Consider the following 24404-nt stretch of genomic DNA (forward strand, 5'->3'; position numbering starts at 1 on the left):
CGTCGACGAGGCCGACCTCCTCGAAGCGGTCGAGGAGCTGCTCCGCGATCTCGTCGGGGACGTCCTTGGCGGCGAGCTTCTCCGCGAGCTGCGCACGGCTGCGCGGTGCGGCCGCGAGCTGGCGCAGGAGGATCGCGCGGGCGACCTCCTCACCGGGAGGTTCGACGTCCTCCGCGGCAGCGCCGGTGGTCGGAGGCTCCTGCGCGGGCCTCCGACCACCGGGACGGGACGAGAGGCTCAGAAGTCGACCTTCGCCTCGGCGTCGGTGTCCTCCGCCTTGACCCCGATACCGAGCTTGTCGAGGATCTTCTTCTCGATCTCCTCGGCGAGCTCGGGGTTGTCCTTGAGGAAGCGGCGGGAGTTCTCCTTGCCCTGGCCGAGCTGGTCGCCCTCGTAGGTGAACCAGGCGCCGGACTTGCGGACGATGCCGTGCTCGACGCCGAGGTCGATGAGGCCACCCTCGCGCGAGATGCCGTGGCCGTAGACGATGTCGAACTCCGCCTGCTTGAAGGGCGGGGCCATCTTGTTCTTGACGATCTTGGCCCGCGTGCGGTTGCCCACCGGGACGGTGCCCTCCTTGAGGGTCTCGATCCGGCGGACGTCGATGCGGATGGAGGCGTAGAACTTCAGCGCCTTGCCACCGGTGGTGGTCTCCGGGGAGCCGAAGAACACGCCGATCTTCTCGCGCAGCTGGTTGATGAAGATCGCCGTGGTGCCCGACGCGGACAGCGCACCGGTGATCTTGCGCAGCGCCTGGGACATGAGGCGGGCCTGGAGGCCGACGTGGGAGTCGCCCATCTCGCCCTCGATCTCGGCCTTGGGCACGAGCGCCGCGACGGAGTCGATGACGACGATGTCCAGCGCGCCGGACCGGATGAGCATGTCCATGATCTCCAGCGCCTGCTCGCCGGTGTCCGGCTGGGAGACGAGGAGGGCGTCGGTGTCGACGCCGAGCTTCTTCGCGTACTCGGGGTCCAGCGCGTGCTCGGCGTCGATGAAGGCGGCGATCCCGCCGGCCTTCTGCGCGTTGGCCACGGCGTGGAGCGCGACGGTCGTCTTGCCCGAGGACTCCGGGCCGTAGATCTCGACGACGCGGCCGCGGGGCAGCCCGCCGATACCGAGGGCGACGTCCAGGGCCACCGACCCGGTGGGGATGACGGCGACGGGCGGACGGGTGTCGTCCCCCAGCCGCATGATCGAGCCCTTGCCGAACTGGCGGTCGATCTGGCTGAGCGCGGCCTCCAGGGCCTTGCTGCGGTCTGCTACGGGAGCGGCCATGTGGGTCTCCTTGTGTCGTGGCCGGCGGGGCGCGGCCGTGCGGGACGGGGCTGGTCTGTCAGGGCCCGCCCTCTCCGGACGGCTACCTGTGGGGAGGCTATGTCCGACCACTGACATCCGGGACGCGGGCCCCACCGGCTGTGGAGTTCCGCGGCTCGTCCTTCCCTGGGGACAAGCGTAAACCGAACGGGCGTTCGACCGCCCCTCCGACACGCGCGCAGATTCTCAGCGCCGCCGGGGGTCCAGGGTGCCGCGGTGGCGCCACCGCACGCGCTCGTCCAGCTCCATCTCCACGCACACCGCGTCCCACACCTCGCGCGGCGCCACCCCGTCCGCGATCGCCTGCTCCGGCGTGCGGTTGCCGAGCGGCACGAGGACGAGCTCGGTGGCCAGGGTGCGACCGTAGGCCGGGCCGAAGGTCTCCTCCAGCGCCTGCCGGAACTCCGAGTGCTTCACCGCACCAGCGTGCCACGCCCGCGGCGCCCACCGCTCCCGCAGCGGCACCGACGCGTGCATGTCACACCTGCCCTGCACAATGACGACATGGTGGACGACGCGCTGGCCGGGTTCTCCGCTCCCACGCGCGCGTGGTTCGCCGGGGCCTTCGCCGCGCCCACCGCCGCGCAGACGGGGGCCTGGGAGGCGGTGCGTGCCGGGGACCACGCCCTCGTCGTCGCGCCCACCGGGTCGGGCAAGACGCTGTCCGCCTTCCTCTGGTCGGTGGACCGGCTGCTCACCGGTGAGGACCCGGCGCCCGAGCGGCGGGCCCGGGTCCTGTACGTCTCCCCGCTCAAGGCACTGGCCGCGGACGTCGAGCGCAACCTCCGCTCCCCGCTCGTCGGCATCACCCGGGCGGCGGCCGCGGCGGGCACACCCGTCCGGGACGTGACGGTCGGCGTCCGCACCGGTGACACCCCGCCCGCCGAGCGGCGCGCCCTGGCCACCCGGCCGCCCGACATCCTCATCACCACCCCCGAGTCGCTCTACCTCGTCCTCACCTCCGCCGCCCGTGAGGGGCTGCGCGGGGTGGAGACGGTCATCCTCGACGAGGTCCACGCCGTCGCCGGCACCAAGCGCGGGGCACACCTGGCCGTCTCCCTCGAGCGGCTCGACGCCCTGCTCCCCCGCCCCGCCCAGCGGGTCGGCCTCTCGGCCACGGTCCGTCCCGTCGAGGCCGTCGCCCGCTTCCTCGGCGGCACGCGCACCCCGGAGGACGGCGGGCGCCCGGTGCGCGTCGTGCGCCCGGACATCGCCAAGGAGCTCCAGGTCGACGTCGTCGTCCCCGTGCCCGACCTCTCGGACCTGCCCGAGGCCCCCGGCCGCGAGTCCGCGTCCGGTGAGGAGGACCTGTCCGGCAGCGCCGCGGGCCGGCTGCCCGCCCAGCACCGCGCCTCCATCTGGCCGCACGTGGAGGAGCGGCTCGTCGACCTCATCACCTCCCACCGCTCGACCATCGTCTTCGCCAACTCCCGCCGCGGCGCCGAGCGGCTCGCGGCGCGGGTCAACGAGGTCTGGGCCGAGCGCAACCGACCCGCCGACGACGCCGCAGCGCCACCGCCGTCGTCGTCCTCGCCGGGCTCGGGGTGGGCGGCCCAGGTGCCCGGCCAGTCCGGGACGGCCTCACCGGCCGCCGACGGCGAGCTCGCCCGCGCCCACCACGGCTCGATGAGCCGCGAGGAGCGGACCCGGATCGAGTCCGCGCTGAAGTCGGGAACCCTGCCGGCGGTCATCGCCACCTCCACCCTGGAGCTGGGCATCGACATGGGCGCCGTCGACCTCGTCGTCCAGGTCGGGTCCCCGCCGTCGGTCGCCTCCGCCCTCCAGCGCATCGGGCGCGCCGGCCACCAGGTCGGCGCGCTGTCCCGCGGGGTCGTCCTGCCCACCCACCGCGGGGACCTCCTCGCCGCCTCCGTCACCTCCGTGCGCGCGCAGGAGGGGGCCATCGAGTCGCTCCAGGTGGTGGCCAACCCGCTCGACGTCCTCGCCCAGCAGATCGTCGCGATGCTCGCCGTCGAGGACTGGTCGGTGGACGAGCTCGCCGCACTCATCCGGCGCAGCGCCCCCTTCGAGTCCCTGGGCGACGCCTCCCTCCACGCCGTCCTCGACATGCTCTCCGGCCGCTACCCCAGCGAGGACTTCGCCGAGCTGCGGCCCCGCCTCGTGTGGGACCGCGCCGCCGGCACCCTCACCGCGCGGCCGGGCGCGGTCCGCCTGGCGACGACGAGCGGCGGCACCATCCCGGACCGCGGCCTCTACGGGGTCTTCCTCGCCGCCTCCGTGCGCGCCGACGGCGGCGACGGCGTCACCTCCGCCGGGCGCGGCGGGCGCCGGGTGGGCGAGCTCGACGAGGAGATGGTCTTCGAGTCACGGGTCGGGGACACCTTCACCCTCGGCTCGAGCACGTGGCGCATCGAGGACATCACCCCCGACCGCGTCCTCGTCTCCCCGGCACCGGGGCAGCCCGGACGCCTGCCCTTCTGGAAGGGCGACTCCCCCGGCCGGCCCGTCGAGCTCGGCCGGGCGCTGGGCGCCTTCGTCCGCACCACCGCGGCCCTGCCGCTCGAGCAGGCCCACGAGCGCCTCGCGGAGCAGGGGCTGGACGAGTGGGCCCGGGACAACCTCCTCGGCTACCTCCACGAGCAGCGCGAGCACGCCCACCTCAGCGACGACCGCACGATCGTGCTCGAGCGCTTCCGCGACGAGCTCGGTGACTGGCGCCTGGTCATCCACTCCCCCTTCGGCTCCCGGGTCCACACGCCGTGGGCCCTGGTCCTGGCCGCCCGGCTGCGGGAGCAGCTCGGAATGGACGTCGCCGCGATGCCCGCGGACGACGGCATCGTCATGCGCCTGCCCGACATCGGCTCCGAGGGCGGTGAGCTGCCCGTCAGCGCCGAGGACCTCCTCCTCGACCCCGACGAGCTCACCGGGCAGGTCGTCGACGCGCTGGCCGGGTCCGCGCACTTCGCCTCGCGCTTCCGCGAGGCCGCTGCCCGGGCGCTGCTGCTGCCCCGCCGCCGTCCCGACCGCCGCCAGCCGCTGTGGCAGCAACGTCACCGGGCGGCGCAGCTGCTCGGCGTGGCCGTCGACCACCCCGACTTCCCCATCGTCCTCGAGGCCGTCCGCGAGTGCCTCCAGGACGACTTCGACACCCCTGCCCTCGCCGAGCTCATGGGGCAGGTCGCCCGCCGCGAGCTGCGCGTGGTCGAGGTCGCCACGCCCACGCCGTCGCCCTTCGCGCGGAGTCTCCTCATGGGCTACGTCGGCCAGTTCCTCTACGACGGCGACGCCCCCGCGGCCGAGCGCCGCGCCGCCGCCCTCACCCTGGACCCGCGCCTCCTCGCCGAGCTCATCGGCCCGGGCGCCACCGAGCTCGCCGACCTCCTCGACGCCACCGCCCTGGCCGAGATCGAGGCCGAGGTCGCGCTGCGCCGCTACCCCGCGCAGGACGTCGAGGCGGTCGCCGACCTCGTCCGCCGCCTGGGGCCCGTGACGACGGCGGACCTCGCCACCCGCTGCGACCCGCCCACCGCGGCCGAGGGCTGGCTCGAGGAGCTGGAGGCGGCACGGCGCGTCATCCGGGTCACCGTCGCCGGCGGCACCCGCTGGGCGGTGCTCGAGGACGCCGGCCGGCTGCGTGACGCCCTCGGTGTCGCCCTGCCCGTGGGCCTGCCCGAGGAGGTCCTCGAGCCGGTCGCCGACCCGCTCGGAGACCTCGCGCGCCGCTACGCCCGCACCCACGGCCCCTTCCGGGCCGACGAGGCCGCCGCCTACCTGGGCCTGGGCACGGCAGCGCTGGCGCCCGTCCTGCGGCGGCTCACCTCGGCGGCCGCGCTCGTCACCGGGCGGCTGCGCCCCGGTTCGGAGTCGGCCGACGAGTACTGCGACTCCGAGGTCCTGCGACGGGTGCGCCGGCGCAGCCTCGCCGTGCTCCGCAGCGAGGTCGAGGCCGTGCCCGCGGCCACGCTGGGCGCCTTCCTGCCCAGGTGGCAGCAAGTAGGCCGGGCCGGCTCGGGCACCGCGGCGCTGAGCTCGGTCGTCGACCAGCTCGCCGGCGCCCGGGTCCCCGCTTCGGCGCTCGAGTCCCTCGTCCTGCCCGCCCGCGTGAGCGGGTACCGCACCGCCCTGCTCGACGAGCTCACCACCGCCGGGGAGGTCGTGTGGTGCGGCGCCGGCGCGCTGCCGGGCGTGGACGGCTACCTCGTCCTCGCGCCCGCCGACAGCCCCGAGCTCCTGCCCCCGCCGCAGGAGGTCCCGGACGACCCGCTCCAGCGAACCGTCCTCGAGGCGCTGGCCGGGGGCGGGCGGTTCTTCCGCGACCTCCTCGCCGCGTGCCGCGAGGAGGACATCCTCGTGAGCACGGAACGGGTGCTCGACGCGCTGTGGGAGCTCGTGTGGGGCGGGCACGTCACCAACGACTCCCTCGGCCCGGTCCGCGCCCGACTCTCCGGTGGCCGGCCGGCCCACCACTCGGCACGGCGGCCGCCACGGGCGGGCGGGGCCCTGTCCCGCCGTCGCTCCCTCATGGCGGCGGCCGGCACCCGTCCGGGCAACCCGCAGCCCCCCGCGGCGGCCGGGCGCTGGTCGCTCGTGCCGCGCGACGGGGACACGGCGACGGCGGTGCTCGCCCAGGTGGCCGCCCTGCTCGAGCGGCACGGCGTCCTCACCCGCGGTGCCGCGGGCCTCGAGGACCTCCCCGGCGGCTTCGGCACCGCCTACCCCGTCCTCACCCGGCTCGAGGACGCCGGCAAGGTCCGCCGCGGCTACCTCGTCGAGGGCCTGGGCGCCGCCCAGTTCGCCCTGCCCGAGTGCGTCGACCTCCTGCGCGACGCCGTCCGCCGCGAGGATGCCACCGCCCTCCTCCTCGCCGCGACGGACCCGGCCAACCCCTACGGCGCGGCCCTCCCCTGGCCCGAAGCTGCCATGGAGGGCGGGCGTGCGCGCCGGGCCGCGGGCGCCGTCGTCGTGCTCGTCGGCGGGGAGCTCTGCCTGTACGTCGAGCGCGGCGGCCGCACGCTGCTCTCGTTCACCACCGACGCCGCCCGGCTGACCGCTGCGGCGCAGGAGCTCGCCGCCACGGCGGCGCGCGGGACGCTCGGCCGGCTCACCCTCCAGCGGGTGGACGGCGAGCCCGCGCTCGGCGCCGGCGGACCGGCGCGCGAGGCCCTCGAGGTGGCCGGCTTCTTCGCCACCCCGCGCGGGCTGCGGCTGCGGGAGGACGGGCCGGCACGCCGGGCGGCGGAGGGAGCCACCCGTGCCCGAGGGTGACATCGTCCTGCGCGTGGCCCGCCGGATGGACGCCGCGCTGGCCGGTCAGCGGCTCGTCCGCGGCGAGCTGCGCTGGGGGCGGCTGGGCGACACGGACCTCACGGGCGCCGTCGTCCTCGGCAATCATCCGGTGGGCAAGCACCTGCTCACCCGTCTCGACGACGGCCGCACCCTGCACACCCACCTGCGCATGGACGGCAGCTGGTGGATCACCCGCGCCGGTGAGGAGCGCGGGGCCGACCGCGCCCACCGCGTGCGGGCCGTGCTCGGCACCGAGCGGTGGACGTGCATCGGCCGGCTGCTCGGCATGGTCGACCTCGTCCGGACCCGGGACGAGCACCTCGTCGTCGGGCACCTCGGCCCGGACCTCCTCGCCGACGACGTCGACCTCGAGCACTGCGGCGAGCGGGTCCGAGCCCAGGGCGAGCGCCCGATCGGCGCCGTCCTGCTCGACCAGACCGTCGTCGCCGGCATCGGCACGCTCTACCTCGCCGAGTCCCTCTGGGCCCACCACGTCCACCCGCTGCGGCCCGCCCGGGACGTCACCGAGCCGGTGTGCGCCACCGCGCGCCACCTCATGCTGCGCTCCGCCGACGCCCCGCTGCCCACGGCCACCGGGGAGACGGGACCGGGGCGCGGCAGCCACGTCCACGGTCGGCGAGGGCGCCCGTGCCGTCGCTGCGGGACGCCGATCGTCGAGATCACCGTCGGCCCGCCCGGCATGGAGCGGCCCGCGTTCTTCTGCCCTCACTGCCAGCCCGCCTAGCCGGGAACGACCACGCCCCCGGCGGCTCGAGAGCCGTCGGGGGCGTGGGTGAGGCTGCGTCAGGCGACGCCGGCCAGCTCCTCGCGGAGGGAGGAGACGAGCTCCTCCGGCACGGTGTCGGGGACGTGGACGCCCTCGGCCACCGCGATCCGGTCACTGACCTTGCGCAGGACGAAGGACATCGGGATGTTGAGAGCGGTACAGATGGAGGCGAGCAGCTCGGAGGACGCCTCCTTCTGGCCACGCTCCACCTCGCTGAGGTAGCCGAGGGACACACGGGCCGCGGAGGAGACCTCACGCAACGTCCGGCCCTGGTGCTGACGCACCGTCCGGAGCACATCACCGATCTCACGTCGTAGGACGATCACCGGGGTCACCTCCTGTCGCTCACCGAAAGTTGTCTTACCGTACCCTGACGCGGGCGAGGGTGCGGGTCGGGTGGGTCGCCGTCCCACAGGGCGGCGTGTCGGTCGCACCGCGGTGCGGCCCGGAACACTGTTCGTCGTCATCACCCTGGTCAACGGGCGGCCGCCGCAGTTTGTTCCCGGTCCTCCAGGAGCCCGAGGAGGACGGCGATCCCCGCACCGACCGCCGCGCGGCGCACGAGCGGCCGGGTGCCGGCGACGGCGAGGCGGCGCACCCGGACGGTGCCGGCGAGGCTGGCGGCGACGAACACGGTGCCCGCGGCAGCGCCGTCGGCCGGTCCCGGCCCGGCCACGCCCGTGGTGCCGATCCCGCAGTCCGCGCCGAGGAGGCGGGCAGCACCCAGGGCGAGCTGCCGGGCGACCTCCGCCTGGACCGGCCCGCCGTCGTCCAGGACCGCCTGCTCGACGCCGAGGACCTGCGCCTTGAGGCTCGTTGCGTAGGTGACCACCCCGCCGAGCACCGCCCGCGAGGCGCCCGGGACGTCGATGAGCGCGGCGCTGACCAGCCCACCGGTGAGCGACTCCCCCGTCGCGATGGTGAGCCCCGCGCGTCGCAGCCGCTCGACGACGGCGGCGGCGGTCACCGGCGCTCGGCGGCCGGGGCCTGGGCGATCCGCACGGCCCGCACGACGTAGTCCAGGCCCGTGACGACCGTGACGAGGACGGCGAGGAGCATGACCCACCACGCGCACACGAGCAGGACGTCGGCCGCCGCCTGCGGCAGCAGGGACTCCCACGGGATGAGGTAGGCGGTGATGAAGACGATCTGCAGGACGGTCTTGAGCTTGCCGCCGTTGGAGGCGGCCATGACGGCGCGGCGCACCATGACGAAGCGCAGCGCGGTGATGCCGAGCTCGCGGACGATGATGACGACGGGCACCCACCACGGGATCGTCCCCTCGGCCCACAGCAGCAGGAGTGCCGCGATGACGAGGGCCTTGTCGGCGATCGGGTCGGCGATCTTGCCGAAGTTCGTCACCAGGCCGCGGCTGCGGGCGATGTGACCGTCGAGCTTGTCGGTGGCCGCGGCGGCGAGGAAGACGACGGTGGCCGCGACCCGCGAGGCGGTGGAGTCGCCGAGCATGAGGACGGCGAACACGGGCACGAGTGCCACGCGCACCATCGTCAGCACGTTCGCCAGGTTCCACAGCGGGACGTGCGGGGAGCTCTCCGTCGACATGGGGTCCAGGGTACGGGCCACCAGGACGAGGTACCCGCCACCGCGCAGTACTCTCGGCGCCATGGGACGCCACGCCCTCCCCGCCCGCCCACGGACCGCGCCCTGGGTGGCGCTCGGCGTCGTCCTCCTCGTGGCCCTCCTCGCCGCCGTCGCGCTCTGGCGGCCCTGGCAGGAGCAGCCGACCGCCGCTCCGTCCCCGACGGCGACGGCGTCGGCGTCGGCGACCAGTGAGCCGACCGCCACACCGTCGCAGACCCCGAGCCCGACGCCGGAGCCACGTCCCGACGCGCGCTTCACCATCCTCGGCGGTGGCGACGTGCTGCCCCACACGACGGTCATCGAGACGGCGCGGACCGGCGACGGCTACGACTTCGTCCCCATGCTCGAGGCCAGCGCGGAGTACACCCGCGGCGCGGACCTCGCGCTGTGCAACGCGGAGGTCCCCATCGCGCCGTCGGGCACCGCGCCGAGCGGGTACCCCATGTTCGGCGCCCCCGAGGAGCTGGCCGCGGACCTCGTCCGCCTCGGCTGGGACGGATGCTCGACTGGCACCAACCACAGCCTCGACCGCGGGCTGGACGGCCTCACCCACACCCTCGACGTCTTCGACGACGCGGGTTTGGGGCACGTGGGCACCGCCCGGAGTCAGGCGGAGGCGGACAGCGCGCAGTGGTACGAGCTGGAGCGCGAGGGGCAGACCATCCGGGTGGCGCAGCTCGCCGCGACCTACGGCACCAACGGCATCCCGGTGCCCGCCGACAGCCCGTGGGCGGTCGAGCTCATCGACGCGGACCGGCTCGTGCGGATGGCGACGGAGGCCCGGGAGGAGGGGGCGGACCTCGTCGTCGCCAGCATCCACTGCTGCAGCGAGTACAGCGGGGCCGTGCACCCCGACCAGGCGAGCCTCGCCGAGACCCTCGCCGACTCGGGCCAGGTCGATCTCGTCCTCGGTCACCACGCGCACGTCCCCCAGCCCATCGACCGGCTGCCGGGTGGGCCCGACGGCCAGGGGATGTGGGTGGCCTACGGGCTGGGCAACTTCATCTCCAACCAGGACGAGCTGTGCTGCGTGCCGCAGACGGCCACCGGCCTGCTCGCCCTCGCGCACGTCGTCAAGCCCGACGGCGAGCCGGCGCGGGTGGAGTCGGTGGAGTGGACGGCAGTCACGGTGGACCGCGTGGGAGCGCAGCGGCTGCACGTCCTGTCCGACCTCGTCGCCGGTGAGCGCCCCGAGGGGCTGGCCCTCTCCGAGCAGCAGATCACCAGCCGCTACCAGCAGGTCCTCGACGTCGTCGGCGACGTCGCCCCCGAGCGCACCGACCCCCGAGCCGACCGGTCCCCGCCAACGGTCATCCCCCGCCCAAAGGACTGACCGGCTGGCCCCGCCCCGACACACACCCTGTCGCCGAGCGCTGAGTTGTTACCTGACAGTGCAGTGTCGACCCGGCGCATCGCGATCCTCGGCGAGGGCGAGCGGTAACAACTCAGCGCTCGGCGCGAAGGGGGCGCCGGGGCGCTACGAGGTGGGGCGGTGTCCGGCGCGCGGCGCGAAGGGGGCCGAGGCGCTGCGATGGGCGTAACAACTCAGCGCTCGGCGCGAGAGGGGTTGGGCGCTCGGCGCGAGATGGCTGGGCGCGGCGCGCGGGAGCCGTGACATCTCAGCTCCCGCGTGAGGGCTGGGTCAGCGGGTGGTGAGGTTCCAGGCGTCCTCGTCGGAAGGGGCGTCGTCGTCGTAGTAGTCCTCGACGACCTCCGCGTCCCCCATGGGCAGCACCGTCGTGTCGTCCACCTCGGCGGCGACGTCGTAGGGGACGTCGTCCCCCGAGGGCGCTGGCGTCTCCCCACGGAGCATCGCCAGCGTGCCGGGCAGGTCGTCCGGCTGGACGAGCACGTCGCGGGCCTTGGAGCCCTCGGACGGGCCGACGATCTCCCGTGACTCAAGGAGGTCCATGAGCCGGCCGGCCTTGGCGAAGCCGACCCGCAGCTTGCGCTGGAGCATCGACGTCGAGCCGAACTGGGAGCTGACGATGAGCTCGGCCGCCTGGAGCAGGAGGTCGAGGTCGTCGCCGATGTCCTCGTCCACCTGCTTCTTCGCGGCCGCGACGACGACGTCCTCGCGGTAGCTCGGCTGCAGCTGGGTCTTGACGTGCTCGACGACGGCGTGGATCTCCGACTCCGTGACCCAGGCGCCCTGGACACGCATCGGCTTGGGCGCGCCCATCGGCAGGAACAGGGCGTCGCCCTGGCCGATGAGCTTCTCGGCGCCGGGCTGGTCGAGCACGACGCGGGAGTCGGTGACGGACGACGTGGCGAAGGCGAGCCGGGACGGCACGTTGGCCTTGATGAGTCCGGTGACGACGTCGACGCTCGGGCGCTGCGTGGCGAGCACGAGGTGGATGCCGGCGGCGCGGGCGAGCTGCGTGATGCGCTGGACCGAGGCCTCGACGTCGCGCGGGGCGACCATCATGAGGTCGGCGAGCTCGTCGACGACGACGAGGAGGTAGGGGTAGGTCGAGATCTTGCGCTCGCTGCCGGGCAGCGGCTTGACCTTGCCGGCGCGCACGCCGGCGTTGAAGTCGTCGATGTGCTTGTAGCCGAAGGCGGCGAGGTCGTCGTAGCGCGCGTCCATCTCCCGCACGACCCACTCCAGCGCCTCGGCGGCCTTCTTGGGGTTCGTGATGATCGGGGTGATGAGGTGCGGGATGCCCTCGTAGATCGTCAGCTCCACCCGCTTGGGGTCGACGAGCACCATGCGCACCTCCTCCGGGGTCGCGCGCATCATGATCGAGGTGATCATCGAGTTGACGAAGCTCGACTTTCCGGCGCCGGTCGCGCCGGCGACGAGCAGGTGCGGCATCTTGGCGAGGTTCGCGACGACGTAGCCGCCCTCGACGTCCTTGCCCACGCCGATGACGAGGGGGTGCTCGCTGCGGCGGGCGACAGAGGACCGCAGGACGTCACCCAGGGAGACGGTCTCGCGGTCCGCGTTGGGGATCTCGATGCCGATCGCCGACTTGCCCGGGATCGGGGAGAGGATTCGGACGTCGGCGCTGGCGACGGCGTAGGCGATGTTCTTGCTCAGCGCCGTGACCCGCTCGACCTTCGTGCCGGACCCGAGCTCGACCTCGTAGCGGGTGACCGTCGGGCCGCGGGAGAAGCCGGTGACCTTGGCGTTGATCTCGAACTGCTCGAGCACGTTGCTCAGCGCCTCGACGACACGGTCGTTGGCGGCCGAGCGCAGCTTGTGCGGGGCGCCCTTGACCAGGACGTCGTCGGTGGGCAGCTGGTAGACGATGTCCGGCGCGAGCTCGAGCTGCTCGGCGCGGGCGGGCAGCGGCTCGGTCGGCGGGGCGAGGAGCTCCTCCTCGGGCGCCTCCTCCGGCTCGGGAGCCGCGGCCTTCCGGCGCGAGCCGCGCTTGCGTCCCTGCTCGGGCAGGACGGTCGTCTCCTCCGCCGCGGCGGCGATCTCGGCGGCGGACGCGTACGGCTCGTCGGCCGCGTACTCCCCGGGGACGACCTCCGTCTCAGCCTTGGGTGCCCGACGACGGCGCGGCCTGGGCGGGCGGGCGGCGGCGACCTCCTCCTCCTGCTGGGAGGGGGCGACGTCGTCGTGCTCCTTGCGGCCGGTGAGCGCCCGCAACTTGCGCGGGATCGCGGCCACCGGGGTGGCGGTGATGATGAGGAGGGAGAAGAAGGCGAGCAGCACGAGCACCGGGATGGCGACCCACTCGCTGAGCAGCACGGTGAGCGGGGTCCCGACGAGCCAGCCGACGACGCCGCCGGCGTCCTGCACGGCCGCGAACTCCTGCGTGGCGCTCGGCACGCCCTTGGCGATGTGGATGATGCCGGTGACGGCGACGACGGCGATCGCGACGCCGATGCTCACCCGGCCGTTGTCATGGCCCCGCTCGGGGTGGCGCATGAGGCGCACGGCGAGGACGACGAGGGGCACGGGGAGCAGGACGGCGAGCACGCCGACGCTCCCCGCGGTGATGGCGTGGACGACGGTCCCGGCCGCGCCGGACAGGCCGAACCACTCACGCGCCGCGACGACGATCGCGAGCGCGAGGAGCAGCAGGGCCACCCCGTCCTTGCGGAGTGCCGGGTCCAGCCCGCGGGCACCACTTCCCATACGACGCAGCGTCCCTCCGATGACGTGGGCGATCCCCAACCACAGCCCGCGCACCGCCCGGACCGGCCACGGCGGGCGTGACGGGCTGGGGGCACGGCTCGACCGTCCTCCGGAGCGCGCGGCCGAGCTCGCGCTCGGCCTGGCGGGCCGGGCGGACCGTGCGGGGGAAGTCGTACGGGTCGCCATGTGTGTCCTCCAAGCGGTGCGTCACAGACGCACCTGCGGGTCCACTGAACCACACCCGGCCTGCCGAGCGCCCGGTGGACACGCGAGGGGGGCCCGTTTTGTGGCCCAGACCCGCTATGCCTCGACGACCACCGGGATGATCATCGGACGGCGGCGCAGCCTGCTGGACGCCCAGCGGCCCACGACCCGGCGCATCACCTGCTGCAGCTGGCGCGTGTCGGTCGCCCCGCCGCGTGCCGCGCTGGTGAGCTCCTCGGCGAGCTTGGGGAGGATGCCGTCGAAGACGGACTCGTCCTCGGCCATGCCGCGGGCCTGGATGTGCGGGCCGGCGACGACGGCGCCGGTCGCGGAGTCCACGGCGGCGAAGATCGAGATGAAGCCCTCCTCGCCGAGGATCCGACGGTCCTTGAGCTCGGCCTCGGTGATCTCCCCGACGGACGAGCCGTCGACGTAGACGTACCGGCTCGGGACGGCGCCGACGATCCGGGCCTTCCCGTCGATGAGGTCGACGACGACGCCGTCCTCGGCGAGCACCACGCGCTCCGCGGGGACACCGGTCTTGACGGCGAGCGCCCCGTTGGCCACGAGGTGGCGGATCTCCCCGTGCACCGGCATGACGTTGCGCGGCTTGACGATGTTGTAGCAGTAGAGGAGCTCACCGGCGCTGGCGTGGCCGGAGACGTGCACCCGGGCGTTGGCCTGGTGGACGACCTTCGCGCCGAGACGGGTGAGCCCGTTGATGACCCGGTAGACCGAGTTCTCGTTGCCCGGGATGAGGGAGGAGGCGAAGATCACCGTGTCCCCGGGCCCGACCGAGACGCGGTGGTCGCGGTTGGCGATGCGGCTCAGCGCCGCCATCGGCTCGCCCTGGGAGCCGGTCGCCATGAGGACGAGCTCGTCGTCGCGCAGGTCGTCGACCTGCTTGACGTCGACGACGGTGTCCTCCGGGACGTGGAGGTAGCCGAGGTCCGAGGCGATCTTCATGTTGCGCACCATCGAGCGCCCGACGAAGGCGACCTTGCGGCGGTGGGCGTAGGCGGCGTCGAGCACCTGCTGCACCCGGTGCACGTGCGAGGCGAAGGAGGCGACGACGATCTTCTGGGTGGCGTCGGCGAAGACGGCGTCCAGGACCGGGCCGATCTCCGCCTCGGCGGTGGTGAAGCCGGGGACCTCGGCGTTGGTCGAGTCGGTCATGAACAGGTCCACGCCCTCCTCGCCGAGGCGGGCGAAGGCGCGCAGGTCGGTGATCCGGCCGTCCAGCGGCAGCTGGTCCATCTTGAAGTCGCCGGTGTGGAGCACGTTGCCGGCCCCGGTGCGCACCATGACGGCCAGCGCGTCAGGGATGGAGTGGTTGACGGCGACGAACTCGGTCTCGAAAGGCCCGAAGCGCTCGACCTGCCCCTCCTTCACCGCGCGGGTGCGGGGGGTGATGCGGTGCTCCTTGAGCTTGGCCTCGATGAACGCGAGGGTGAGCCGGGAGCCGATGAGCGGGATGTCCTGGCGCAGGCGCAGGAGGTAGGGCACGGCGCCGATGTGGTCCTCGTGGCCGTGGGTGAGGACGATCGCCTCGATGTCGCCCATCCGGTCGGCGATGTAGTCGAAGTCCGGGAGGATGAGGTCGACGCCGGGCTGGTGGTCCTCGGGGAAGAGCACGCCGCAGTCGATGATGAGCAGGCGGCCCTCGTACTCGAGGACGGCCATGTTGCGGCCGACCTCGCCCAGGCCGCCGAGGGCGACGATACGCAGCGCACCGGCCGCGAGCGGCCCGGGCGGCGTGAGGTCGGGGTGGGTGTGGCTCACAGAAGTCCTTCCTGGCGCAGCACCTGTTCCAGTGCCACGATCTCGTTCTCCGCGGCGCGCACGAGCGGCAGCCGCACGGCCGGGCTGGGCAGTCGGCCCTGGAGGTGAAGTGCCTCCTTGACCATGACGGCGCCCTGGCCACCTCCCATGATGGCATTGACCAGGCCGCGTGTGCGGTTGGCGACGGCGCGGGCGGCGACGAGGTCGCCGTCGTCGACCTCGGCGACCATCTCCGCGTAGGCGCCGGCCGCGAGGTGCCCGACGACGCTGACGACGCCGGAGGCGCCGTGCGCGAGCCAGGCGAAGTTCAGTCCGTCGTCACCTGAGTAGTACTCCAGGCCGGTGCGGGCCATGCGCTCGAAGCCGTGGGGCACGTCCCCGGTCGCGTCCTTGACCGCGAGGATCAGGGGGTGCTCGGCGAGCCGGTCGAGGATCTCGTCGCCGATCGCGACGCCGGTCCGCCCGGGGATGTCGTAGAGCATGACCGGCAGACCCGTCGCGTCGGCGATGGTGCGGATGTGGGTGTAGACACCCTCCTGGGAGGGCCGGTTGTAGTACGGGGTGACGACGAGCAGCCCGTGGGCGCCGGTGCGCTCGGCGCTCTTGGCGATGCGCACGGCGTGGGCGGTGTCGTTGGACCCGGCGCCGGCGATGACCATGGCGCGCTCCCCCACGGCCTCGACGATGCCGCGCACGAGCGCGTCCTTCTCGGGCTGGTGGGTGGTCGAGGACTCCCCGGTCGTGCCGTTGACGACGAGGCTGTCACAGCCGGCGTCGACGAGGTCGACGGCAAGCTGCTGCGCGGTGGGCACGTCGACCGTGCCGTCGGCGTGGAAGGGGGTCACCATGGCGACCGACACCGAGCCGAAGGTGCGCGAGGGTGCGGCGGCGTTCATGGGGACGACGGTACCGTCCGCGAGGGTCGGGGACCGCGGCGGTCCGCACCGTGACCGCCCGCGCCGGTAGCCTGCTGGGGTGAGGATGGACAGCACGCCGCACGACGCGGACGACCTGCTCGGTGCCCTGGCAGCCGGTGCCCTGCCCGACGACGACCCGCACGCGGGTCACGACCACCCCCCGACGGCGGACCTCTCGGTGCGCCCGGCCGTGCCCGAGGACGCCCCTCTCGTCACCCGGCTGCAGCTGGCGGCGTGGCGCGGGCGCGGGATCATCACCGAGGAGGAGCTCGGCGCGGTCGACACCTCTGCTGTGACCGCCCAGTGGCAGGCGGCCGTCAGCACCCCGCCCAGCCAGCGTCACCGCGTCCTCACCGCCTGCGCGGGCGTCGAGGTCGTCGGCTTCCTCGCCTTCGCCCCGGCCGAGGGCGTGGAGCTGCCCGAGTCCGCCGGCGAGGCGCCGGTGGAGGTGCTGGCGCTGGAGGTCGAGGCCTCCCACACGCGCGAGGGGCACGGCTCCCGGCTGCTCGCCGCGTGCGTCGACCTCGCCGGCGAGGCGGGCGCGACGTCGCTCGTCATGTGGGCGGGCCAGGAGGACGACGCTCGCACCCGCTTCCTCTCCTCGGCGGGCTTCGCGCCGGCCGGGCCGCGCCGCGTCCTCACGACCGGTGCGGGGGACGTCGTCGAGAGCTGCTGGTTCGCCCAGATCTGATTTCTCCTCTTCCTCCCGTCCGTTTTACCCGAATTGTCAGAGCCGGCGGCACGCCATGTCGGATTCTTTCGCCGCAATGGGTCGACAAAGCGTGCCTGGAGACGGCATAGTCGGCGCCAACAGAGCCGCCTGCGTAGTCGGCACTGCCCGCAGTAGCTCCATGGGATGTGCCCCGGGAGGTCTGGTGCACGTCCCCGCCGATCGGGGGATCAGACGTGAGCATCGACGGTCACAGCGCGCAGCAGGACACCACCTCGGAGCTGGCCATATCCCGGGGTTGGGTGCAGGGCGTCGCACTCGTGCTGGTATTCGGGTTCTTCGTCATGGGAATCCTCGCGTTCCGCACCTACTCGGACTCCATGCCCCTTCCCGAGCAGGCGGTGAGCAGTGCCGGCGAGGTCGTCTTCACCGAGGAGGAGGTCACCGAGGGGCAGCAGATCTTCCTGCGACGAGGTCTGCAGCAGTACGGCTCGATCGTCGGGCACGGCGCCTACCTCGGGCCTGACTACACGGCGGAGTACCTGCGCCTGAGCAGCGAGCACATCCTGGCGTCCCTGGAGCAGCAGGGCGTGCAGGATCCCGAGGCCGCCACGTCGCAGCTGCTGCGCACCAACCGTTACGACCCGGCGACCGGCGAGGTCGTCCTCACCGACGAGCAGGTCGCGGCGTTCGAGGACATCCGTGAGCACTACGCGGACTTCTTCGGCGTGGACACCACCGAGCACGGCCTGCTGCCGAGCACGATCACGGACCCCGAGGAGATCCACGCGCTGACGGCGTTCTTCGCCTGGACCGCCTGGGCGAGTGCCGCCGAGCGGCCGGGCCACGACTACTCCTACACGAACAACTGGCCGCCGGAACCGCGCGTGGACAACCAGCCCACCGCGGACATCCTCGTGTGGTCCGGGATCTCACTCGTGGCGCTGCTCGCCGGCCTGGGCATCCTCTTCGCGATCTACGGCCGGTGGAGCAGGAACATCGGCTGGAAGGGAAGCGAGTCCACGTCGCTGCGCTTCCTCCAGCCCGGGGCGGTGGGGATCACCCCGGCGCAGAAGGCCACGGCGTCGTTCTTCCTCGTGATCTCGCTGCTCTTCCTCGTCCAGTCGACCCTCGGGGCCGCCGTCGAGCACTACCGCGTGGAGCTCAGCGGCTTCTTCGGCCTCGACCTGGCCCAGCTGCTCCCCTTCAACCTCTCCCGCACCTGGCACGTCCAGCTGTCGCTGCTGTGGACGGCCGCCGCCTTCCTCGCCGCCGCGATCTTCCTCGCCCCCATCATCTCGGGCCGGGAGCCGAAGCGGCAGCACTGGCTGGCCTACGGCCTCCTCGGGGCGCTGACGATCGTCGTCGTGGGGATGCTCGCCGGGACGGCCGTCAGCATCTTCGGCCCTGAGTGGGCGCGGGGGTCGATCTTCTTCGACCAGCAGTGGGAGTACCTGGACCTGCCGCGGTTCTGGCAGATCCTGCTGGTGATCGGCCTGTTCCTGTGGATCCTCATCATCTACCGCGCCATCCGCTCCCGGCTGCGGACCGAGTCGAAGTTCAACATGCCGTGGCTGTTCCTCTACGCCGGACTGGCCATCCCCGCGTTCTACGCGGTGGGGCTGCTCGCGACCACCGACACGCACCTGACGGTGGCGGAGTTCTGGCGGTTCTGGGTGGTGCACCTGTGGGTGGAGGACTTCCTCGAGCTGTTCACCACGGTGATGGTGGCCTACGTCTTCGTCATGCTCGGCGTGGTGAGGCGCAAGATCGCCATCCAGGTCATCTTCCTCGACGTCATCCTGTACTCGATGGGCGGGGTCATCGGCACGATGCACCACCTGTACTTCTCGGGCACGCCCGTCGAGCACATGGCCCTGGGCGCATTCTTCTCCGCCCTGGAGGTCATCCCGCTGACGTTCCTCACGATCGAGGCCTGGACCTTCCTCCAGCTCGGGTCCCGGCAGGAGTCGCGCAGCAGCGCCCCGTTCCCCCACCGCTGGGCGGTCATGTTCCTGGTCGCCGTCGGCTTCTGGAACTTCCTCGGTGCGGGCGTCTTCGGCTTCCTCGTCAACCTGCCGATCGTCTCCTACTACCAGATCGGCACCGCGCTCACGGCCAACCATGCGCACGGCTCGATGATGGGCGTCTACGGGATGCTGGCGATCGGACTGGCACTGTTCGCCCTGCGCTACATCATCCCGCCCGACAGGTGGCCCGACAGGCTGGCCAAGCTCTCGTTCTGGTCCCTCAACATCGGGCTCGCCTGGATGGTCTTCGCCACGCTCCTGCCGCTCGGCGTCATGCAGCTGTGGAACTCCGTCAACGTCGGCTACTACGAGGCACGGACCCTGGGGTACATCGCCCAGCCCGGCAACGTGGTCCTGGAGTGGCTGCGGATGCCCGGGGACGTCCTGTTCATCCTCGGCGGCATCCTGCCCTTCGTGTGGATCTGCTGGCTGGGGGTCCGGTACGGGGTCCGGCCCACCGTCACCCGGATGGAGCCGGAGACCCTGTTCGTCGAGGAGCACGAGGAGGCCCGCGCGGACCGCACGGGAGTGGCTACCACCGCCCCGGTGCCGGACACCCCGCGCAGCCCCTACGCCTCGGACCGCAGGCCCGACGGCGAAGGGAGGGACGCACCGTGACCGAGCCGATGACCTGGGTCGCCGCGGGTTACGGGATCGTGCTGCTGCTCGTCGCCTACGGCATCGACCAGTTCGCCCGGCGAGCGCAGGCCGCCCACGAGAAGCAGCAGACGCCCGGATTCACCTACCACGAGGACCACGACGCCTGGCAGTGCCCCCAGGACCAGTGGCTGTGGCCGCAGTCCTTCGACCCCGACAACCGGGTGATGCGTTACCGCGGCAGTCCCACGATCTGCAACGCCTGCCCGGTCAAGGACAGCTGTACCAGTTCCGACGACGGGCGAGAGATGAGACGGATGATTGACGTATGGCCGGCATCGGAGTCGGCGCGGTTCCACCGGGGCATCGCCTGCGCCGTCACCGTGCTCGCGGCGGCATGGCCGCTGGCCACGACGTTCACCCTCGAGGACTGGACCGCTCAGCTCCTCCTCCTAGCCGTAACGTCCGGGATCGCGCTGGGGTCGGTGCCGCTGTGGTCCCACCTGCGCCGTACCCCGGCCGTCCCGGAGGGCGTCATCCTCAGGACGCTGGACGAGAACCTTGCCGAGCGCAGCGCCGCGGCCGCCGCCGTGGCCCGCCGTCGCACCAGCTACGCCTCCGACCGCAGGGAGCCTGAGAAGCATGCCTAGCGCACTGATCCTCGCCATCGTCGCCGTCGTCGTCGTCCTCGTGCTCGCGGTCTCCTGCCTGCGGGTCGTGCGCGAGTACCAGCGCGTCGTCGCGTTCCGCCTGGGGCGGCTGCGCGGTGCCCTGGGTCCGGGCATCGTCATCCGCGTCCCGCTGCTGGACACGCTCGTGCCCGTCGACCTGCGCGTCGTCACGCTGACCATCCCACCGCAGGAGGTCATCACCCGGGACAACGTCACCGCCCGCGTCAACGCCGTCGTCATGTTCAAGGTCACCGACCCCGTGAAGTCGGTGATGGCGGTGGAGAACCACGCGGTCGCGACCTCCCAGTTCGCCCAGACCACCCTGCGCTCGGTGGTCGGTCGCGCCGACCTCGACACCCTCCTTGCCCACCGGGCGGACCTCAACGACGACCTCCAGCAGTCCATCGCCCGCCAGGCCGTGCCCTGGGGCGTGGACGTCTCCGTCGTCGAGATCAAGGACGTCGAGATCCCGGAGATGATGCAGCGCGCCATGGCCCGGCAGGCGGAGGCAGAGCGGGAACGCCGCGCCAAGGTGATCAGCGCCCACGGTGAGCTGGAGGCGTCCCAGGAGCTGCGCGACGCCGCGCTGACCCTCAGCGAGGCACCTGCCTCGCTCCAGCTGCGCTACCTGCAGACGCTGCTCGAGCTCGGCGCCGACCAGAACTCCACCGTCGTCTTCCCGTTGCCGATGGACATCATCGGGCCGCTCGTCAACGCGCTGGGGAAGACAGCCCCTGCCGCCGAGGCGGCCGGCGCCACCGGACGGCCCGCACCGAGAGCCGACACGCGAGGGCTGAGCGTCGTCGACGACCACGCAGAAGGGGAATCACGATGAGTGAGACCACCCACGACTCCGCACCGCCCGGCCGGCCGGTCCGGCTGGTGCCCACACCGCCGGGGTTCTGGAGGCTGGTGCTCGGCCTGTGCGCCGCCACCTTCGCGCCCCTCTTCGGCTTCCTCCTGGGATCCGTGCTGGGCACGTCGGGAACTGGGACCGAGCTGAGCCCCCAGTACCTGGGCCTGTTCACCGGGTTCGTGCTCGGCGGGCTGGGTCTGGCGGTGGCGTTCCTCGGCGGACGGCGGCTGTGGTTCCACTACCGGCGGCACGGCACGGAGACGGGGGCGTCATGAGCACCTCGCCCGCGTCCGCACCGGCCCTCGCTCCGGCAGCGGTGGCCCCCGCCTTCCGCTCCAGCCGTGCCCCCGACCGGTTCATGCGGCGACTCCTGAGAGTCAGCGGCGTCAACAGGGAGTCGGGCAGGGGCGCGCACCGGGCCTTCCGTGTCTCGGTGGTCGTGTCGGGCGTGCGCTGCCTCATCACCTACCTCCTCGTCCCCGTCCTCGTGCCGGTGCTCAGCCTGGCCGGCTGGGTCGCCGCCCCGATCGGGCTCGCCCTGTGCGTCGTCGCCGTGGTCAACGGGGTCATCGCCGTGCGCCGGTTCTGGGTGTCCGATCACCGCAGCCGCTGGATGTACACGGCCTTCATGGGCGTCGTCTTCGCCATCCTGGCGATCGCCGCCACCACCGAGATCCAGCGTTGGGAGGTGATGGCATGAGCACGGAACCCACGTCCCACCTCGAGCCGGGTGATCCGGTACCGGACGAGCAGGAGGACAGTGCCCCGAGCGAGCTGGAGAGCGCCTTCCTCACGCTGGTCCTGTTCGGCGGCCTCCTCGTCTTCGCGGTGGGGTGCATGACGTTCCTGTGGTGACCCGCGTCCGGGGGTGAAGGGGGCACACTCGGTCCATGACCGAGAAGATCATCCTCGACTGCGACCCCGGCCACGACGACGCCCTGGCGATCCTCCTCGCCGCCGGCGACCCTCGCTGCGAGCTGCTGGCGATCACGACCGTCGCCGGGAACCAGACCATCGACAAGGTCACCCACAACGCCCGCGCCGTGTGCACGATCGCCGGGATCGACGTGCCGGTCGCACGCGGCGCCGCGGCCCCGCTGGCGCGCGAGCCCATCGTCGCCCCCGACTACCACGGTGAGAGTGGGCTGGACGGGCCAGTGCTGCCCACCCCGACGGTCGGCCTGGACGAGCGGCGCGCCGCCGAGCTCATCGTCGAGACCGTCCTGGCGCACGAGCCGGGCACGGTGACGCTCGTGCCCACCGGCCCGCTCACCAACATCGCCCTGGCCCTCGCGCTCGAGCCGCGGCTGGCCGGGCTCGTCAAGCGGGTGGTGCTCATGGGCGGCAGCTACACGCGGGGCAACCGCACCCCGGCGGCCGAGTTCAACATCCTCGCCGACCCCGAGGCGGCCGCCGCCGTCTTCGCCGCGTCGTGGCCGGTGACGATGGTGGGCCTGGACCTCACCCACCAGGCCCTCGCCGACCACGCCTTCCGCGGCCGGGTCCGTGCGCTCGACACCCCGCTCGCGGCCTTCGTCGACGAGCTGCTCGAGTTCTTCGCCGCGGCGTACGCGGGGCGCGGCTTCCCCGCGCCGGCCGTCCACGACCTGTGCGCGGTGGCCGCCGCGCTCGAGCCCGGCGTCATGACCTACCGGGACGCCTTCGTCACGGTCGAGACCGCGGGGCGGTGGACCACCGGCATGACGGTCACCGACTTCGACGGCGACCTCGGCCGGCCGCTCACCACCTCCGTCGCTGTGGGGCTGAACCGCGACCGCCTGTGGGACATGACGGTCGCGGCGATCGCCGCCCTCGGCGACGGGTGACGCAGGGAGGGCTCAGGCCGCGGCAGGCAGGTCGAGAACCTCGAGGATCGGGCGGGTGGCGTCCGGGTCCAGCCGCGCCGTGAGGTCCCCCACCGGCCGCAGGGGGCGGGGCGGCAGCGGGACGTCCTCCCGCAGCCCGGCGAGGACGTCGCGCGCCTCCGCTGCCGTGCAACGGCCGGCGGGGTCCTTGTCGAGCATCGTCGCGACCAGCTCGTCGAGGCACGCGGGGACTCCGGGCAGGAGCTCGCGCAGCCGCGGTGCCGTCGCCCGCACGTGGTGGTGCAGCACCTCCGTCGGGGTGTCCGCGGTGAACGGCGGTCGGCCGGCAAGCGTCGCGGTGAGGAGGCAGCCCAGGGCGTAGACGTCGCTCGCGGTGGTCGCGGGCGCCGACGCCACCTGCTCCGGGGCCATGTACGGCGCAGTCCCGAACGTCACGGGCCCGGCGCCGTCGTCCTGGGAGGCGGCGGCAAGACCGAAGTCGACGAGGACGACGGCGTCGTCGGTGAGGACGACGTTCGCAGGCTTGACGTCGGCGTGCACGACGCCCGCGCCGTGCACGGCGGCCAGGGCGTCCGCGACGCCGTGCGCGATACGCATCGCCTCCGCAGGCGCCACCGGTCCGTCGTCGAGCACGGCGGCGAGGTCGGGGCCCTCGAGCAGGTCCATCACGAGGTAGGCGGTGGCGCCGTCGTGGCCCGCGTCGTGGACGTCCACGACCCCCGGGTGGTCGACCGACGCCGCGAGGGCGGCCTCCCGCCGTAGCCCGGCGGTATCCTCGGCCGGCGCCTCGGCCGTCTTGACGGCGACGTCCCGGCCGGAGTGGACGTCGCGCGCCGCCCAGACGCGGCCCATCCCGCCACGCCCGACGACGTGCCGCAGCTCGTACCTGTCCGCGAGACGAATCACGCCCGCCATCCTGGTACGGCGGGCCACGGGGCGCCTCTCGGGAGCCCCGCGCCGACTCTTAGCCCAGGTCGAGCAGGTGCTCCAAGCCCACGGTGAGCCCCGGACGGCCGCCGACCTCGCGGACGGCGAGGAGGACGCCGGGCATGAAGCTCACCCGGTCGAAGGAGTCGGTGCGGATCGTCAGCTGCTCCCCCGGGTTGCCGAGGACGACCTCCTCGTGGGCGACCAGGCCGCGCAGGCGGACGGCGTGGACGTGGACGCCGTCGACGACCGCGCCGCGGGCGCCGTCGAGCTGGGTCTCGGTCGCGTCGGGCATCGCGCCCAGGCCGGCGTCGCGGCGCGCGGCGGCGATGCCGCGGGCGGTGGCCAGCGCCGTCCCCGACGGTGCGTCGACCTTGTTCGGGTGGTGGAGCTCGACGACCTCGGCGGACTCGAAGTAGCGGGCCGCGGTGGCGGCGAACTGCATGGCGAGCACGGCGGACAGGGCGAAGTTCGGGGCGATGACCACGCCGAGCCCGTCGGTGCGGGCGAGGTGCTCCTCCACCCGGGCCAGGGCCGCGTCGTCCCAGCCGGTCGTGCCGACGACGGCGTGGACCCCGGCGTCGAGGAGCGCGTGGACGTTGGCCTCGGTGACGGAGGGGACGGTGAAGTCCACGGCGACGTCCGCCCGCCGGGCGAGGGAGGCGACGTCGTCGTCCTTCTCGAGACGGGCGACGAGCTGCAGGTCGGGTGCGTTCTCGACGGCGTCGCAGACGGTGGCGCCCATGCGCCCGTCGGCCCCGAGGACGGCCACCTTGAGGGGATCACTCATGCCCGCGAGCATAAGCCGCGCGGTCCCCGCCCCTCAGTACCGCCCACCCGCCGAACGCTGAGTTGTTACCCCCACCCCCACCGAGCGC

The 24404-nt window shown here is 73.2% G+C and carries 21 protein-coding genes and 1 pseudogene; 11 read left to right on the plus strand and 11 right to left on the minus strand.

Annotated features, from left to right (window positions below; genetic code table 11):
* Positions 1 to 79: 79 nt before the first annotated feature.
* The 3 genes and pseudogenes from ACWPXV_RS08315 to ACWPXV_RS08325 all read right to left on the minus strand — a co-directional run.
* A pseudogene (locus ACWPXV_RS08315) lies at positions 80 to 241 on the minus strand (recombination regulator RecX); the annotation flags it as partial.
* Positions 238 to 1278 (minus strand): recombinase RecA, encoded by a 1041-nt coding sequence (recA, locus tag ACWPXV_RS08320; protein WP_454084796.1) that lies wholly within the window; start codon positions 1276 to 1278, stop codon positions 238 to 240. The gene recA and the pseudogene ACWPXV_RS08315, both read right to left, overlap by 4 nt.
* 225 nt (positions 1279 to 1503) lie before the next feature.
* The gene (locus ACWPXV_RS08325; protein ID WP_454084797.1) at positions 1504 to 1734 is read right to left on the minus strand and encodes a DUF3046 domain-containing protein; all 231 of its coding nucleotides are present in this window, start codon (positions 1732 to 1734) and stop codon (positions 1504 to 1506) included.
* An 87-nt stretch (positions 1735 to 1821) separates the two neighbouring features.
* Between ACWPXV_RS08325 and ACWPXV_RS08330 the strand changes: the two genes are divergently transcribed.
* Together ACWPXV_RS08330 and ACWPXV_RS08335 are read left to right on the plus strand one after the other, a co-directional pair.
* The gene (locus ACWPXV_RS08330) at positions 1822 to 6543 is read left to right on the plus strand and encodes a DEAD/DEAH box helicase (RefSeq protein WP_454084798.1); all 4722 of its coding nucleotides are present in this window, start codon (positions 1822 to 1824) and stop codon (positions 6541 to 6543) included.
* Positions 6530 to 7309 (plus strand): DNA-formamidopyrimidine glycosylase family protein, encoded by a 780-nt coding sequence (locus ACWPXV_RS08335; RefSeq protein WP_454084799.1) that lies wholly within the window; start codon positions 6530 to 6532, stop codon positions 7307 to 7309. The genes ACWPXV_RS08330 and ACWPXV_RS08335 overlap by 14 nt, the downstream gene beginning before the upstream one ends.
* A 59-nt stretch (positions 7310 to 7368) precedes the next feature.
* Here ACWPXV_RS08335 and ACWPXV_RS08340 read toward each other — a convergent pair whose 3' ends face one another.
* From ACWPXV_RS08340 to pgsA, 3 genes are all read right to left on the minus strand, one after another.
* The gene (locus tag ACWPXV_RS08340; protein WP_110852306.1) at positions 7369 to 7677 is read right to left on the minus strand and encodes a helix-turn-helix domain-containing protein; all 309 of its coding nucleotides are present in this window, start codon (positions 7675 to 7677) and stop codon (positions 7369 to 7371) included.
* Between the two features lie 149 nt (positions 7678 to 7826).
* Positions 7827 to 8318, minus strand: a complete 492-nt coding sequence (locus ACWPXV_RS08345) for a CinA family protein (RefSeq protein WP_454084800.1) — start codon at positions 8316 to 8318, stop codon at positions 7827 to 7829.
* Positions 8315 to 8914 carry a CDP-diacylglycerol--glycerol-3-phosphate 3-phosphatidyltransferase gene (pgsA, locus tag ACWPXV_RS08350; protein ID WP_454084801.1) on the minus strand — a complete coding sequence of 200 codons (600 nt, stop codon included), beginning with the start codon at positions 8912 to 8914 and terminating at the stop codon, positions 8315 to 8317. Before pgsA ends, ACWPXV_RS08345 begins: the two co-directional genes overlap by 4 nt.
* A gap of 61 nt (positions 8915 to 8975) precedes the next feature.
* Here pgsA and ACWPXV_RS08355 point away from each other — a divergent pair, with 61 nt between their 5' ends.
* Positions 8976 to 10286 (plus strand): CapA family protein, encoded by a 1311-nt coding sequence (locus ACWPXV_RS08355; protein WP_454084802.1) that lies wholly within the window; start codon positions 8976 to 8978, stop codon positions 10284 to 10286.
* A 309-nt stretch (positions 10287 to 10595) separates the two neighbouring features.
* On the opposite strand, the gene ACWPXV_RS08360 is transcribed toward ACWPXV_RS08355, so the two are convergent.
* The 3 genes from ACWPXV_RS08360 to dapA form a co-directional block, all read right to left on the minus strand.
* Complete coding sequence (locus ACWPXV_RS08360; RefSeq protein ID WP_454084803.1) at positions 10596 to 13232, minus strand: DNA translocase FtsK; 2637 nt, start codon at positions 13230 to 13232, stop codon at positions 10596 to 10598.
* 114 nt (positions 13233 to 13346) lie between these two features.
* A complete protein-coding gene (locus ACWPXV_RS08365) occupies positions 13347 to 15032 on the minus strand; it encodes a ribonuclease J (protein WP_454084804.1) in 1686 nt (561 codons plus the stop codon).
* Positions 15029 to 15928 (minus strand): 4-hydroxy-tetrahydrodipicolinate synthase, encoded by a 900-nt coding sequence (dapA, locus tag ACWPXV_RS08370; RefSeq protein WP_454084805.1) that lies wholly within the window; start codon positions 15926 to 15928, stop codon positions 15029 to 15031. The genes ACWPXV_RS08365 and dapA overlap by 4 nt, the downstream gene beginning before the upstream one ends.
* 85 nt (positions 15929 to 16013) lie before the next feature.
* Between dapA and ACWPXV_RS08375 the strand changes: the two genes are divergently transcribed.
* The 8 genes from ACWPXV_RS08375 to ACWPXV_RS08410 all read left to right on the plus strand — a co-directional run bounded on the left by ACWPXV_RS08375 (position 16014) and on the right by ACWPXV_RS08410 (position 22599).
* Complete coding sequence (locus ACWPXV_RS08375; RefSeq protein ID WP_454084825.1) at positions 16014 to 16640, plus strand: N-acetyltransferase family protein; 627 nt, start codon at positions 16014 to 16016, stop codon at positions 16638 to 16640.
* A gap of 215 nt (positions 16641 to 16855) precedes the next feature.
* Positions 16856 to 19267 carry a nitric-oxide reductase large subunit gene (locus ACWPXV_RS08380; RefSeq protein WP_454084806.1) on the plus strand — a complete coding sequence of 804 codons (2412 nt, stop codon included), beginning with the start codon at positions 16856 to 16858 and terminating at the stop codon, positions 19265 to 19267.
* An 8-nt stretch (positions 19268 to 19275) separates the two neighbouring features.
* Positions 19276 to 19896, plus strand: coding sequence for a hypothetical protein (locus tag ACWPXV_RS08385; protein ID WP_454084826.1), 621 nt, complete (start codon positions 19276 to 19278; stop codon positions 19894 to 19896).
* Complete coding sequence (locus ACWPXV_RS08390; protein ID WP_454084807.1) at positions 19889 to 20752, plus strand: slipin family protein; 864 nt, start codon at positions 19889 to 19891, stop codon at positions 20750 to 20752. The genes ACWPXV_RS08385 and ACWPXV_RS08390 overlap by 8 nt, the downstream gene beginning before the upstream one ends.
* Positions 20749 to 21048, plus strand: coding sequence for a hypothetical protein (locus ACWPXV_RS08395; protein WP_454084808.1), 300 nt, complete (start codon positions 20749 to 20751; stop codon positions 21046 to 21048). Before ACWPXV_RS08390 ends, ACWPXV_RS08395 begins: the two co-directional genes overlap by 4 nt.
* The gene (locus ACWPXV_RS08400) at positions 21045 to 21473 is read left to right on the plus strand and encodes a hypothetical protein (protein WP_454084809.1); all 429 of its coding nucleotides are present in this window, start codon (positions 21045 to 21047) and stop codon (positions 21471 to 21473) included. The genes ACWPXV_RS08395 and ACWPXV_RS08400 overlap by 4 nt, the downstream gene beginning before the upstream one ends.
* Complete coding sequence (locus tag ACWPXV_RS08405; RefSeq protein ID WP_454084810.1) at positions 21470 to 21628, plus strand: hypothetical protein; 159 nt, start codon at positions 21470 to 21472, stop codon at positions 21626 to 21628. The genes ACWPXV_RS08400 and ACWPXV_RS08405 overlap by 4 nt, the downstream gene beginning before the upstream one ends.
* A gap of 35 nt (positions 21629 to 21663) precedes the next feature.
* Positions 21664 to 22599, plus strand: coding sequence for a nucleoside hydrolase (locus tag ACWPXV_RS08410; protein ID WP_454084811.1), 936 nt, complete (start codon positions 21664 to 21666; stop codon positions 22597 to 22599).
* 12 nt (positions 22600 to 22611) lie between these two features.
* Here the strand turns inward: ACWPXV_RS08410 and ACWPXV_RS08415 are convergent, their stop codons facing one another.
* Together ACWPXV_RS08415 and dapB are read right to left on the minus strand one after the other, a co-directional pair.
* Complete coding sequence (locus tag ACWPXV_RS08415; protein ID WP_454084812.1) at positions 22612 to 23505, minus strand: serine/threonine-protein kinase; 894 nt, start codon at positions 23503 to 23505, stop codon at positions 22612 to 22614.
* Positions 23506 to 23563: 58 nt separating this feature from the next.
* Positions 23564 to 24316: a 4-hydroxy-tetrahydrodipicolinate reductase gene (gene dapB, locus ACWPXV_RS08420; RefSeq protein WP_454084813.1), complete on the minus strand. Its 753-nt coding sequence runs from the start codon at positions 24314 to 24316 to the stop codon at positions 23564 to 23566.
* Positions 24317 to 24404 lie beyond the last annotated feature (88 nt).

This window comes from Georgenia sp. Marseille-Q6866 (assembly GCF_965111665.1).